General features: G+C 72.4%; 14 protein-coding genes. 11 read left to right on the top strand and 3 right to left on the bottom strand.

Annotated elements, in window-relative coordinates:
• Positions 1–47: 47 nt before the first annotated feature.
• Positions 48–830 (bottom strand): amino acid ABC transporter ATP-binding protein, encoded by a 783-nt coding sequence (locus tag ACZ45Z_RS23970; RefSeq protein ID WP_468365870.1) that lies wholly within the window; start codon positions 828–830, stop codon positions 48–50.
• Between the two features lie 271 nt (positions 831–1101).
• On the opposite strand from ACZ45Z_RS23970, the gene ACZ45Z_RS23965 reads away from it, so the two are divergent.
• From ACZ45Z_RS23965 to ACZ45Z_RS23950, 4 genes are all read left to right on the top strand, one after another.
• Positions 1102–1827: a response regulator transcription factor gene (locus ACZ45Z_RS23965; RefSeq protein ID WP_468365867.1), complete on the top strand. Its 726-nt coding sequence runs from the start codon at positions 1102–1104 to the stop codon at positions 1825–1827.
• A 16-nt stretch (positions 1828–1843) separates the two neighbouring features.
• Complete coding sequence (locus ACZ45Z_RS23960; protein WP_468365865.1) at positions 1844–3253, top strand: sensor histidine kinase; 1410 nt, start codon at positions 1844–1846, stop codon at positions 3251–3253.
• 205 nt (positions 3254–3458) lie between these two features.
• On the top strand, positions 3459–3662 hold the full coding sequence (locus ACZ45Z_RS23955; RefSeq protein WP_393893324.1) for a cold-shock protein: 204 nt from the start codon (positions 3459–3461) through the stop codon (positions 3660–3662).
• A gap of 13 nt (positions 3663–3675) precedes the next feature.
• On the top strand, positions 3676–5157 hold the full coding sequence (locus ACZ45Z_RS23950) for a DEAD/DEAH box helicase (RefSeq protein WP_468365862.1): 1482 nt from the start codon (positions 3676–3678) through the stop codon (positions 5155–5157).
• 43 nt (positions 5158–5200) lie between these two features.
• On the opposite strand, the gene ACZ45Z_RS23945 is transcribed toward ACZ45Z_RS23950, so the two are convergent.
• A complete protein-coding gene (locus tag ACZ45Z_RS23945) occupies positions 5201–6199 on the bottom strand; it encodes a TAXI family TRAP transporter solute-binding subunit (protein ID WP_468365858.1) in 999 nt (332 codons plus the stop codon).
• A 208-nt stretch (positions 6200–6407) separates the two neighbouring features.
• Between ACZ45Z_RS23945 and ACZ45Z_RS23940 the strand changes: the two genes are divergently transcribed.
• The 6 genes from ACZ45Z_RS23940 (at position 6408) to ACZ45Z_RS23915 (ending at position 11953) form a co-directional block, all read left to right on the top strand.
• Entirely contained in the window at positions 6408–6881 is a 474-nt protein-coding gene (locus ACZ45Z_RS23940; RefSeq protein WP_468365855.1) for a J domain-containing protein, read from the top strand.
• 10 nt (positions 6882–6891) lie between these two features.
• Positions 6892–8784, top strand: a complete 1893-nt coding sequence (gene dnaK / locus ACZ45Z_RS23935; RefSeq protein ID WP_468365853.1) for a molecular chaperone DnaK — start codon at positions 6892–6894, stop codon at positions 8782–8784.
• On the top strand, positions 8781–9353 hold the full coding sequence (gene grpE, locus ACZ45Z_RS23930) for a nucleotide exchange factor GrpE (protein WP_468365850.1): 573 nt from the start codon (positions 8781–8783) through the stop codon (positions 9351–9353). Before dnaK ends, grpE begins: the two co-directional genes overlap by 4 nt.
• A 113-nt stretch (positions 9354–9466) precedes the next feature.
• Positions 9467–9604, top strand: a complete 138-nt coding sequence (locus ACZ45Z_RS23925) for a hypothetical protein (protein WP_468365847.1) — start codon at positions 9467–9469, stop codon at positions 9602–9604.
• A gap of 73 nt (positions 9605–9677) precedes the next feature.
• A complete protein-coding gene (miaB, locus tag ACZ45Z_RS23920; protein ID WP_468365844.1) occupies positions 9678–11195 on the top strand; it encodes a tRNA (N6-isopentenyl adenosine(37)-C2)-methylthiotransferase MiaB in 1518 nt (505 codons plus the stop codon).
• Positions 11196–11239: 44 nt separating this feature from the next.
• On the top strand, positions 11240–11953 hold the full coding sequence (locus tag ACZ45Z_RS23915) for a class III extradiol dioxygenase subunit B-like domain-containing protein (RefSeq protein WP_468365841.1): 714 nt from the start codon (positions 11240–11242) through the stop codon (positions 11951–11953).
• 58 nt (positions 11954–12011) lie between these two features.
• Here ACZ45Z_RS23915 and ACZ45Z_RS23910 read toward each other — a convergent pair whose 3' ends face one another.
• On the bottom strand, positions 12012–12329 hold the full coding sequence (locus ACZ45Z_RS23910; RefSeq protein WP_468365839.1) for an antitoxin: 318 nt from the start codon (positions 12327–12329) through the stop codon (positions 12012–12014).
• 216 nt (positions 12330–12545) lie between these two features.
• Between ACZ45Z_RS23910 and miaA the strand changes: the two genes are divergently transcribed.
• A complete protein-coding gene (gene miaA / locus ACZ45Z_RS23905; protein ID WP_468365836.1) occupies positions 12546–13484 on the top strand; it encodes a tRNA (adenosine(37)-N6)-dimethylallyltransferase MiaA in 939 nt (312 codons plus the stop codon).
• The last annotated feature ends 65 nt before the right edge of the window (positions 13485–13549 follow it).

The raw sequence follows: 13549 nt of genomic DNA, 5'->3' as shown, positions 1-13549 counted from the left end.
CCTTTGGTTCAGCAAGTGTTGGCAATCATGGTGGCCCAACTACGGCCTCAGTGGTGAAGGATCTTCGACAGGAAGTCCTTCGCCCGGTCGCTGCGCGGGTTGTTGAAGAACTGGTTCGGCTCCGCCTCTTCGACGATGCGGCCGTCCGCCATGAAGACGACACGGTTCGCCGCGGAACGCGCGAACCCCATCTCATGGGTGACGACGATCATCGTCATGCCGTCCCGGGCGAGCTGCTGCATGACTTCCAGCACCTCGTTGATCATCTCCGGGTCCAGCGCGGAGGTCGGCTCGTCGAAGAGCATCACCTTCGGGTCCATCGCCAGCGCGCGGGCGATCGCCACGCGCTGCTGCTGGCCACCGGAGAGCTGGGCGGGGTACTTGTCCGCCTGCGTGCCGACGCCCACCCGGTCCAGCAGCGCGCGCGCCTTCTCCTCGGCGGCCGCCTTGTCGGTCTTGCGGACCTTGGTCTGCCCCAGCATCACGTTCTCGAGCACCGTCTTGTGCGCGAAGAGGTTGAAGGACTGGAAGACCATGCCCACGTCGGCGCGCAGCCGCGCCAACTCCCGCCCCTCCTGCGGCAACGGCTTGCCGTCGATGCTGATGCTGCCGGTGTCGATGGTCTCCAGGCGGTTGATCGTGCGGCAGAGCGTCGACTTGCCGGACCCCGAGGGCCCGATGACGACGACGACCTCGCCGCGGCGGATCGTCAGGTCGATGTCCTGGAGCACGTGCAGCGCGCCGAAGTGCTTGTTCACGTTGTCCAGCACGACCAGATCCCCAGCCGGCGCGGGACCCTCGGCGTTCTTGGTCACCGATACTTCGCTCATCGGCGTGTAGCTCCGTCCTCCTCGGTTGGGAGGACCCTAGTAACGGCCCGCGACCAGCGTCATTACATCTGAGGGGAAATTGAGCATAACGATCCGGCCGCAAAGGGACACACCGCGTGAAGGGGACGCGGGCGAAGGGGGGAAAGCGGGTGGCGCGGCGTACCGGCTGGGTAACGGATCGTGGCGCGGAGGTGGCCCCCTCTTGACGCGCACGCCCCCTATCGCCGTAGATGCCCTGTGGCCTGTACGCACGCACCGAAGGAGGAGGCCGATGAGACTGCTGCTCGTCGAGGACGACGACCACGTCGCCGCGGCCCTGTCCGCGGTGCTGGCCAGACACGGCGTCGCGGTGGTGCACGCGCGCAGCGGTGAGGAGGCCCTGCGGGCCCTGCTGCCCGCCGACGCCGAACCGTTCGCCGTGGTCCTGCTCGACCTCGGCCTGCCCGACCAGGACGGTTTCGAGGTGTGCGGCCGGATCCGCAAGATCTGCGCCACCCCCGTCATCATGGTCACCGCGCGGGCCGACGTCCGCTCCCGCATCCACGGCCTCAACCTCGGGGCCGACGACTATGTCGTCAAGCCCTACGACACCGGGGAGCTGCTGGCCCGTATCCACGCGGTCAGCCGGCGCAACGCCACCGGCGGCGAGCAGCACGCCGAGGAGGGCGGGCCCGAGGACGCGCTGCGGATCGGCGCGGTCACCGTCGAACTCCCCACCCGCCAGGTGTCCGTGGACGGCACCGCCGTCCCGCTCACCCGCAAGGAGTTCGACCTCCTGGCCCTGCTCGCCCAGCGCCCCGGCGTGGTCTTCCGCCGGGAGCAGATCATCAGCGAGGTCTGGCGTACGAGCTGGGAGGGCACCGGCCGCACCCTGGAGGTCCACGTCGCCTCCCTGCGCGCCAAGCTGCGGATGCCCGCGCTGATCGAGACGGTGCGCGGCGTCGGCTACCGCCTCGCCACCCCCGCCGCCCCGGCCCCGCGCCCGCCGGCCCCCTGACGCCCGCCGCCCGCCGTTGCGTACCCGCCTCCTCCCGCTCCTCATCGTCCTCATGGCCGGTGTGCTGCTCGCGCTCGGCATCCCCCTCGGCGTGATCACCGCGGGCGTCGAACAGCAGCGGGTGGTCGTCGACCGGATCGACGACGCGGCCCGCTTCGCCTCCCTCGCCCAGTTCGTCACCGCCCGCCCCGACCCCGACGACAAGGGCGCCGAGGAGGACGAGCGGCGCGCCACCCTGCGCTCGGAACTCTCCCGCTACCACGACCTCTACGACATCCGCGCCGGTGTCTTCTACCGCGACCACACCCCGATGGCCGCCGCCCCCAGCGGCCTGCCGGTGCCCACCGACAAGGAGGGCGCGCAGGCTTTCAGCGAGGCGCTGGCCGGCCGCCGCAGCCACGATCCGCACCAGATCTGGCCGTGGGACGACGACGGCCGCCTCCCGGTCGCCTCGCCCGTCATCCGCGACGGCGACGTGGTCGCCGTCGTCCTCACCGACTCGCCCACCGGCCAGATGCGCGCCCGGATCCTGCACGGCTGGCTGCTGATCGCCGCGGGTGAGGCCGCGGCGATGCTCGTCGCCGTCGCCGCGGCCTTCCGCCTGACCGGCTGGGTCCTGCGCCCCGTACGCGTCCTGGACGCCGCCAGCCACGACATCGCCACCGGCCGGATGAACTCCCGCGTCGCCGCCACCGCCGGACCGCCCGAACTGCGCCGCCTGGCCCGCTCGTTCAACGAGATGGCCGACAACGTCGAGGACGTCCTCGAACAGCAGCGCGCCTTCGTCGCCGACGCCTCCCACCAACTGCGCAATCCGCTCTCCGCCCTCCTGCTGCGCATTGAACTGCTGGGCCTGGAACTCCCCGAGGGCAACGAGGAGATCGCCGCGGTGCGGACCGAGGGCAAGCGGCTGGCCGGGGTCCTGGACGACCTCCTCGACCTCGCGCTCGCCGAACACACCGCCGCCGACCTCCAGCTCACCGACGTCGCCGCGCTCGCCGCCGAACGCGTCGACTCCTGGCGCCCGCTGGCCGACGACAAGGGCGTCCGGCTGACGTACGAGGGCCACCGCGCCGTCACCGGCTGGGCCGACCCCATCGCCCTCTCCAGTGCCCTGGACGCCGTCGTCGACAACGCCCTGAAGTTCACGCCGGCGGGCGAGCCGGTGACGGTGGCCGTCGCGGCGGACGGCGAGAGCGTGCGGGTCACCGTCGCCGACCGGGGACCGGGGCTGACCGATGACGAGCTGGCCCGGATCGGGGACCGCTTCTGGCGCAGCGGCCGCCACCAGAACGTCTCCGGCTCCGGCCTGGGACTGTCGATCACCCGCGCCCTGCTGGCCGCCGGCGGGGCCGCCATCGCCTACGCGCCGCACCCGCCGCACGGCCTGCGCGTCACCGTCACGGTGCCCCGCACAGCGCCCTGAGGCCGGTCCTCCGGCCCCGCGGCGGCCCTGTGCTACCGTTAACAGCGTTGCAGTTGTGGTACCCATGAACTTTGTGTGCGCCCGGATGGCTTGTAGCCCCGGGCGTTCATTGTTTTCCGGACCTTTTCCGGTGTGGGGCAATCATTTCGGCGACACGGAGTTCGCGAGGTGCGGACTCCGGTTTGCCCCATGAAGGAGAAAAAAGATGGCTACTGGCACCGTGAAGTGGTTCAACTCGGAAAAGGGCTTCGGCTTCCTCGAGCAGGACGGCGGCGGCCCCGACGTCTTCGCCCACTACTCGAACATCCAGGCTCAGGGCTTCCGTGAGCTGCTGGAGGGCCAGAAGGTCTCGTTCGACGTGACCCAGGGCCCCAAGGGCCCGCAGGCGGAGAACATCATCCCCGCCTGACGCACCCCGCGTCTTGACAGGACGGGGCTCGCACCGGCAGGCCGGTGCGAGCCCCGTCCCGCATGTGCGGGAGCCGGAACGTCGCGGACGCCCCCGGGACCGGCACCACCCACCTCTCTCCCGTGAAGGGCCTTCAGTGACACGAGCGACCGCACCGCGTCAGAGCGCCGCCGCCCCCCGGACGCCCGCCCCGGCCTCCGAGCCCACGCCCGCCGGCTCCTTCGAGGAACTGCCGCTGGCACCGGCCCTGCTCACCACGCTGCGCGCGCAAGGCGTCACCGCGCCCTTCCCCATCCAGGCCGCCACCCTCCCCGCCACGCTCGCGGGCCGGGACGTGCTCGGCCGCGGCCGTACCGGCTCCGGCAAGACCCTCGCCTTCGGCCTGGCACTGCTCAGCCGTACGGCGGGCAGGCGAGCCGTGACCAAGCGCCCGCTGGCGCTGGTGCTCGTGCCCACCCGGGAACTCGCCGGCCAGGTCACCGAGGCCCTCGCGCCGTACGCCGCCGCACTGGAGCTGCGCACCGCCACCGTCGTCGGCGGCACCCCGATCTCCCGCCAGGTCGACATCCTGCGCAAGGGCACCGAAGTGCTCGTCGCCACCCCCGGCCGGCTCGCCGACCTGCTCGACCGCCGGGCCTGCAAGCTCGACCAGGTCGCCGTCACCGTCCTCGACGAGGCCGACCAGATGACCGACATGGGCTTCCTGCCGCAGGTCACCCGGCTGATGGAGAAGGTCGACCCGAACGGCCAGCGGATGCTGTTCTCCGCGACGCTCGACCGCAATGTCGACAAGTTGGTGCGCCGCTTCCTGACCGATCCGGTCACCCACTCCGTGGACCCCTCGGCCGCCACCGTCACCACCATGGACCACCACGTGCTCTACGTGGACGATGCCGACAAGCGCGCCACCGCCACCGAGATCGCCGCCCGCGAAGGCCGCGTGATCATGTTCGTGGACACCAAGCGCGGCGCCGACCGGCTCACCAAGCACCTGCTCGCCCAGGGCGTGCGCGCCGCGGCGCTGCACGGCGGCAAGACCCAGCCGCAGCGCACCCGCACCCTGGAACAGTTCCGCACCGGCGACGCCTCCGCGCTGATCGCCACCAACGTCGCCGCCCGCGGCATCCACGTCGACGGCCTCGACCTCGTCGTCAACGTCGACCCGCCGAGCGAGGCCAAGGACTACCTGCACCGCGGCGGCCGCACCGCCCGGGCCGGCGAGTCCGGCACCGTCGTCACCCTCGTCACGCCCGACCAGCGGCGCGACATGACCCGGCTGATGCACCAGGCGCAGATCACGCCGGGCACCGCCGAGGTCGGCCCCGGTCACACCGAGCTGATACGGATCACCGGCGCCCGGACACCCACCGGCGTGCCCGTCGTGATCACCCTGCCCGCCGGGGCCGCCGGTGACGCCCCGGCCGGCGGTGGCGGCCGGCGCCGTGCCCGCCGTGGCGCGGCCGGGCGCCGTCCCGCCAAGGGCCCGCGCGCCTGATCACGGGCCGAGCCCCGGGCGCCGCGCGGGCGCGTGGGGAGGCTCAGGGCTTGACCGACACGTAATACCGGCGTGCGCCCTGGTGCAGCGGCAGGGGATCGGTGAAGACCGCCGTGCGCAGGTCGACCTTCTGCGCGGCGTGCACCTGGCGCCCGATCCGGTCCCGGCTGCCGATGACGGTCCGGGTGATCCCCTCCGTCAGCGCGGCGTCCTCCCCGTCCGTGGTCACCAGGAGGTTGGCCACCGCGATCGTCTTCACCGCGTGACCGTCCTGGGCGCCCGGGTAGGCGTCGGCGGGCATCACCGCCGCCCGGTAGTGGCGGGTGCGCTCGCCCTGCCGGTGCAGCGCCTGGCTCAGGTCCCCCAACTGCACCAGCCGTACCGGGAAGCGGTGCACCAGGTGCTGCACCGCCGTCGTCGGCAGCCCGCCCGACCAGAAGAAGGCGTCCAGCTCCCCGCGCTCCAGCAGCCCGGGCATCTTGTCGATGCCCACCCGTACCGGCTCGATGTCCTTGTCGAAGTCCAGTCCGGCCGCCTCCAGCAGCCGCCGGGTGATCAACTGGACGCCCGAGCCGTCGGTGCCCACGCCCACCCGCAGGTGCCGCAGCCCCTTGGCCGAGCGGACCGGGGAGTCCTTGGGGACCACGAGCTGCATGTAGTCGTCGTAGAGCCGGGCGCAGGCCCGCAGCCGGTCGGCGTCCCGCTCGCCACGGCTGCGGTACGTCGAGACCGCGTCCGCCGTGGCGATGGTGAACTCCGCCCGCCCGGCGACCAACTGCCGCAGATTGTCGATGGACCCCTCGCTGCGCGCCAGCCGCAGGTCGACCTCCGGCATGTCGCGGGCCAGGTCCTGCTTCAGCAGCTCGCCGTAGCGCGCGTACACGCCCGTGGGCACACCCGTCGCGAGCGTCACCCGGCCACCGGGTGACGGCGGGCCGCCCATCGACAGCAGTCCCCACAGGAGCAGCCCGAGCGCGACCGGCGCGGCGAGGGCGGTCATGAGCGCCCGGCGGCCGGCGGTTCGGGGGAATGCGGAGACCATGGGCGGGATCCTGCCAGGAGCGAGGCCGGAAAGGGAGGGGTGACCGGTGCGCGGGACGCGGTACCGCCGTGCGGCGTACCGGCCGTATGCCGCGAAGTGGGACATCTTGACAGGCGGGGTGGCGCGGTCTATGAGGGGAAGCGAGAAGGTTCGCCCCCGTTCGGCGGGTCAGAGCGCCGCGGGGTCTGAGCGCTGCGAGGTGAGGACGGTGGCAGAGGCGACGGGACCCGGCCGCGGGCGTGATCACTACGCGGTCCTCGGAGTGGCGCCGACCGCTTCGCCCGCCCAGATCACCGCGGCCTACCGCCGGCTCGTCCGCCACCTGCACCCCGACGCGCACCCCCGGGGCGCGGCGCCGGACGGCGGGCTCGCCGAGGTGGTCGCCGCCTACGGCACGCTGCGCGATCCCGCCCGCCGCGCGGCCTACGACGCCGGGCGGCGGGACGGCGGCGGCCCGCGGAAGCCGGCGAGGCGTCCCGTCCCGGTGAGAGTCACGGCGGACCGGCACCGGCCAGGGGCGGTCGTGGTCGTCGAGGTGTCGGTCTCCTCGGCGCGCGCGGACCGGGCCGCACCGCTGCGCGCTGGCCCCACCCGGGTGGATCCGCGGGGCGGCGGGCCCGACACGCCGCGGCGGCACCCGCCCTCGGCGTGGGACCTGCTGTGGAGTTGGACCACAGGGTGAGGAGCAAGCCATGGCACGTGCAGTGGGTATCGACCTCGGAACGACGAACTCGGTGGTCTGCGTACTCGAAGGCGGTGAGGCCACGGTCGTCACCAACACCGAGGGCGCCCGCACCACCCCCTCGGTGGTGGGCTTCGCCAAGAACGGTGACGTCCTGGTGGGCGAGGTCGCCAAGCGGCAGGCCGTGACCAACATCGAGCGCACCGCCCGCTCGGTCAAGCGCCACATGGGAGAGGGCCCGTGGCGGTTCCCGGACACCGGCGACATCGACGGCAAGCGCTACACCGCGCAGGAGATCTCCGCGCGGGTGCTGCAAAAGCTCAAGCGGGACGCCGAGGCGTACCTGGGCGAGGACGTGACGGACGCCGTGATCACCGTCCCGGCCTACTTCAACGACTCCCAGCGCACCGCGACCAAGGAGGCCGGCGAGATCGCGGGCCTGAACGTCCTGCGGATCATCAACGAGCCGACGGCCGCGGCGCTCGCCTACGGGCTGGACAAGGAGAACGACCAGACCATCCTCGTCTTCGACCTCGGCGGCGGCACCTTCGACGTCTCGCTGCTGGAGATCGGCGAGGGCCTGGTCGAGGTCAAGGCGACCAACGGCGACACGCACCTGGGCGGCGACGACTGGGACCAGCGGGTCGTCGACCATCTGACCAAGCAGTTCAAGAACGCCTATGGGGTGGACCTGTCCAAGGACAAGATGGCCACCCAGCGGCTGCGCGAGGCCGCCGAGAAGGCGAAGATCGAGCTGTCCGCCGCGACCGAGACGACGATCAACCTGCCCTACATCACCGCCTCCGCCGAGGGCCCGCTGCACCTGGACGAGAAGCTCACGCGCTCGCAGTTCCAGCAACTGACCGCCGACCTCCTGGAACGCTGCAAGGATCCGTTCCACAACGCGGTCAAGGACGCCAGGATCAAGGTCTCCGACATCAACCACGTCATTCTCGTCGGCGGCTCCACCCGGATGCCCGCGGTGACGGAACTGGTCAAGGAACTGACCGGCAAGGACCCGCACAAGGGCGTCAACCCGGACGAGGTCGTCGCGATCGGTGCGTCGCTGCAGGCCGGTGTCCTCAAGGGCGAGGTCAAGGACGTCCTGCTCCTCGACGTCACCCCGCTGTCCCTCGGTATCGAGACCAAGGGCGGCATCATGACCAAGCTGATCGAGCGGAACACCACGATTCCGACGAAGCGGTCCGAGACGTTCACGACGGCCGAGGACAACCAGCCGTCCGTGCAGATCCAGGTCTACCAGGGCGAGCGCGAGATCGCGGCGTACAACAAGAAGCTCGGGATGTTCGAGCTGACGGGTCTGCCGCCGGCCCCGCGCGGCGTGCCGCAGATCGAGGTCACCTTCGACATCGACGCCAACGGCATCATGCATGTCACCGCCAAGGACCTCGGCACCGGCCGCGAGCAGCGGATGACGGTCACCGGTGGCTCCGCGCTGCCCAAGGACGACATCGACCGCATGATGCGGGAGGCCGAGCAGCACGCCGAGGAGGACCGCAGCAGGCGCGAGGCCGCCGAGACCCGCAACCAGGGCGAACAGCTCGTCTACCAGACCGAGAAGTTCCTCAAGGACAACGAGGACAAGGTCCCCGGCGACGTCAAGACCGAGGTCGAGACCGCGGTCGGCGAGCTGAAGGAGAAGCTGAAGACGGAGGGTGAGAACACCGCCGAGATCCGCACCGCCACGGAGAAGGTCGCGGCCGTCTCGCAGAAGCTGGGCCAGGCCATGTACGCCGACGCCCAGGCCGCCGGTGGCGCCGAGGGTGCCGCGGCGGGCGACGCGGGCCGGTCCGCGGGCGAGGCCGGCGGTACGGGCGACGCCGAGGACGTCGTGGACGCCGAGATCGTCGACGACGACAAGCAGGAGGGACGCTCCGGATGAACCGCCCGACCGACGTCCGCGGCCGCCCGCCGCTGATGATCGTGCGGGACGGCCCGTCCACCGACCCCGGCCGCGACACCGCCGCCACCTCCCGCCCGGCGTCCGGCGGCGAGGAGGCGCTCCGCGCAGAACTGGCGGCACGCACCGCCGAGCTGCGCGAACGCACCGCCGACCTGCAACGGCTGAAGGCCGAGTACGACAACTACCGCAAGCGGATACGCCGCGACCGCCTCGCGATCCGCCAGATCGCGGTCGCCAACGTCCTCGACCGGCTCCTGCCCGTCCTCGACGCCCTCGCCCAGGCCACCGGCCAGGGCGAGGTGACCGGCGGCTTCCAGCGCGTCGCCCGCCTGCTGGAAACCGAACTGGCCGCCCTGGGCCTGGAACCCTTCGGCACACCGGGCGACCCCTTCGACCCGTTCGTCCACGAGGCCGTCACGTACACCGTCAGCGACCGCTTCGACCGCCCCACCTGCACCGCGATCCTGCGCCCCGGTTACCGCGTCGGCGACCACCTGCTGCGCCCCGCGCAGGCCGCCGTCGCCGGACCGCCGCCCGCCACCAGGTGAGGGCGGCGGCCCCGTTTCCCGGCGCGACCACTGTGACCCGCGCCATTGACGACACCCCGTGCCATAGGCCCACGATGACGGACGATCCCGCACACAACGGAAGGCGGCTCCCCATGGGTGAGCACGTGCACGTCCGACATCGCCAGGCCGTGGCCGTCTCCGAGGACGGCGAGCTCATCGAGCACTCCCACTGCCGCTGCGGCGCCACCTGGACCGAGACCTACCGCGAAGAGGACACCGGCCGGGACTGAGCCCCGCCTTCGCCCGCGCCCCGCACGCCCGGCGGGGGTGAGTGCTTCTCCGGCGCCCCCTTACCCTTGAGGGATGACCACCAGCAGTGACCGGAGCCATGACGTGGGCGTTGAGCGAAGCTACGAGATCCGCACCTACGGGTGCCAGATGAACGTCCACGATTCCGAACGGCTTTCCGGCCTGCTGGAGGACGCGGGCTACGTCCGCGCGCCCAAGGACGCCGAGGGCGCCGACGTCGTCGTCTTCAACACCTGCGCGGTCCGGGAGAACGCCGACAACCGGCTCTACGGAAACCTCGGGCAGCTCGCCCCGAAGAAGGCCGCGCGCCCCGGCATGCAGATCGCCGTCGGCGGGTGCCTGGCGCAGAAGGACCGCGACACCATCGTCAAGAAGGCCCCCTGGGTCGACGTGGTCTTCGGCACGCACAACATCGGCAAGCTGCCGGTCCTCCTGGAGCGGGCCCGCGTCCAGGAGGAGGCGCAGGTGGAGATCGCCGAATCCCTGGAGGCGTTCCCCTCCACGCTGCCCACCCGCCGCGAGAGCGCCTACGCCGCGTGGGTGTCCATCTCCGTCGGCTGCAACAACACCTGCACCTTCTGCATCGTCCCGGCGCTGCGCGGCAAGGAGAAGGACCGCCGCACCGGCGACATCCTCGCCGAGATCGAGGCACTCGTCGGCGAGGGCGTCTCCGAGATCACCCTGCTCGGCCAGAACGTGAACGCCTACGGCTCCGACATCGGCGACCGCGAGGCGTTCAGCAAGCTGCTGCGCGCCTGCGGGAAGATCGAGGGCCTGGAGCGGGTCCGCTTCACCTCCCCGCACCCCCGCGACTTCACCGACGACGTCATCGCCGCCATGGCCGAGACGCCCAACGTCATGCCGCAACTGCACATGCCCCTGCAGTCCGGCTCCGACACCGTCCTCAAGGCCATGCGCCGCTCCTACCGCCAGGAGCGCTACCTCGGCATCATCGAGAAGGTCCGGGCCGCGATGCCGGACGCCGCCATCTCCACCGACATCATCGTCGGCTTCCCCGGCGAGACCGAAGAGGACTTCGAGCAGACCCTGCACACGGTCCGCCAGTCCCGCTTCGCCCAGGCCTTCACCTTCCAGTACTCCAAGCGCCCCGGGACCCCGGCGGCCGACATGGAGGGCCAGATCCCCAAGGCCGTCGTCCAGGAGCGCTACGAGCGTCTGGTCGCCCTCCAGGAGGAGATCTCCTGGGAGGAGAACAAGAAGCAGGTCGGCCGCACCCTGGAGGTGCTGGTCGCCGAGGGCGAGGGCCGCAAGGACGACGCCACCCGCCGGCTGTCGGGCCGCGCGCCCGACAACCGCCTCGTCCACTTCACCCGCCCCGAGGAGCCGGTCCGTCCCGGCGACATGGTCACGGTGGACATCACCTACGCCGCCCCCCACCACCTCCTGGCCGAGGGCCCGGCGCTCGGCGTCCGCCGCACCCGCTCCGGTGACGCCTGGGAGCGGCGCAACGCCGCCCCGGCGCCCGAGACCAAGGGCGTCCTGCTGGGCCTGCCCACCGTCGGCGCCCCGCCCGCCACCCCGGCCCCCGCCCCGGGCTGCGGCTGCGACTGAACCGCCCGCCGGCGACGGCCCCCGGGGGCGTTACCCTGCGTGGCATGCTCGTTGCCGCCGCCCTCTGCCCCTGCCCGCCGCTGCTCGTCCCGGAGGTCGCCTCCGGGGCCGCGCATGAGCTGGACGCGCTGCGCGCCGCCTGCCTCGACGCGGTCGGCGTGCTCGCCGCGGCCCGCCCGGACCGGCTGGTCGTGCTCGGCCCGGCCGAACAGACCGGCAGAGGCCCGCACCCGCAGGGCGCACGCGGTTCCTTCCACGGCTTCGGCGTCGACCTGGAGGTCACGCTGGGCGCCGCGGAGACCACCGCTCCCGACCGGGAACTGCCGCCCTCACTCTCCGTCGGCGCCTGGCTGCTGTCCCGTACGGACTGGGCCGACGCGCCCGTCGAGGGCCTCGGCGTCGGCGAGCCGCTGACCCGTGACCGGTGCCTGCCGGTGGGCCGGGAGATCGCCGCGTCGGCCGCCCGCGTGGCGCTGCTGGTGATGGGCGACGGCAGCGCCCGCCGGACGGTGAAGGCGCCCGGCTACTTCGACGAGCGCGCCGAGCCGTTCGACGCGTCGGCCGCCCGGGCCCTGGGAGCCGCGGACCTCGACGCGCTGACCGCGCTGGACGAGGAGCTCGCCGCCGAGCTCCAGGTCTCCGGCAGGGCCTGCTGGCAGGTCCTGGCCGGCGCCGCCGAGGGCGCCGGCCTGACCGGCCGGCTGCTGCGCGAGGAGGCCCCGTACGGCGTCGGCTACTTCGTCGCGACCTGGTCCTAGACCGCGAACCGATCCGGCGCCGCGGCCCGGCCCCGAACGGGACCCGGGCGGCGGAGCCTCACATCGCCCCGCCGCCGGGCTTCTCCGGGCCCGGCATGCCCGTGTCCCCGCCGCCGGGCTTCTCGGGGCCCGGCATGCCCGTGTCCCGGCCGCCCGCCGGATGCCCGGCCTGCTGGGACAGCCGTTCCAGCGCGTTCCTGGCCTTGTGGGTGCCCGTCTCGATCCGGCTGCTGTACTTGTGCTTGGTCTTGTCGTCGACCACCCTGGCGGCCTTCTCCAGACCGGACTCGATCTTGTCGCCGTGCTGCTGCGCGAGATCGCCGGCCTTGCCCTTCAGGAGGTCGGCCTTGGCCTTGAGATTGTCCTTCAGACTCATCGGGACCACCTTTCGTCCGCCGCTGTCAGCCGCCATGCCTACGGCCGGGCGCCCTCCGCGGAGACCGCGCGAACACGCCCATAACTGCTTTTACCCTACTCATCCGGACGAAATCCCGCGCTGCCCGGGCATCCCCCGCCACGCGCCGCCACCTCCTCCGTGGCCCGGCACGTCGCTCGTTCGAGATGGGGGCGTGATGTTTGCGAGACTGGCCGGGTGAACATCGCCGTTCCCGCTCCGCGGGTCATCGCCGTCGTCGGTCCCACTGCTGCCGGAAAGTCCGATCTGGGCGTCGCGCTCGCCCGGCACCTGGGCGGCGAGGTCATCAACGCCGACTCCATGCAGCTCTACCGGGGCATGGACATCGGCACCGCCAAACTGACCCCCGAGGAGCGCCAGGGCATCCCGCACCGCCTCCTCGACATCTGGGACGTCACCCGCGCCGCGAGCGTCGCCGAATACCAGCGGCTGGCCCGTGCCGAGATCGACCGGCTGCTCGCCGAGGGCCGCACCCCCGTCCTCGTCGGCGGCTCCGGCCTCTACGTACGCGGCGCCATCGACGCCCTGGACTTCCCCGGCACCGACCCCGAGGTCCGCGCCCGCCTGGAGGCCGAGCTCGCCGAGCTGGGCAGCGGCGCCCTGCACGCCCGCCTGGCCGCCGCCGACCCCGAGGCGGCCCGGGCGATCCTCGCCGGCAACGGCCGCCGCATCGTGCGCGCCCTCGAAGTCATCGAGATCACCGGCCGGCCCTTCACCGCCAACCTCCCCGGACACGAAGCGGTCTACGACACCCTCCAGATCGGCGTGGACGTCGAGCGTCCCGAACTGGACGAGCGGATCGCCCGGCGGGTGGACCGCATGTGGGAGGCCGGGCTCGTCGACGAGGTGCGCCGCCTGGAGGCCCAGGGACTGCGCGAGGGCCGGACGGCGTCCCGGGCGCTCGGCTACCAGCAGGTCCTCTCCCAACTGGCGGGGGAGTGCACCGAGCGGGAGGCGCGCGAGGAGACCGTCCGCGCCACCAAGCGCTTCGCGCGCCGCCAGGACTCGTGGTTCCGCCGGGACCCGCGCGTCCACTGGCTCAGCGGCGCCGCCGACCGCCGGGCGGAACTCCCCCGGCTCGCGCTGGCGTTGCTCGAACGACCGGTCACAGCCTGATCACGTCATGGCATCGGGACGCTCCGGCCGTCCTCCGGGCCCCTGAGAGCGTGTCATCATCGACC

The sequence above is a fragment of the Streptomyces sp. NPDC031210 genome, assembly GCF_055570395.1.
The sequence above is the reverse complement of the archived record's forward strand: the minus strand, read 5'-3'. Positions and strand labels throughout refer to the sequence as shown.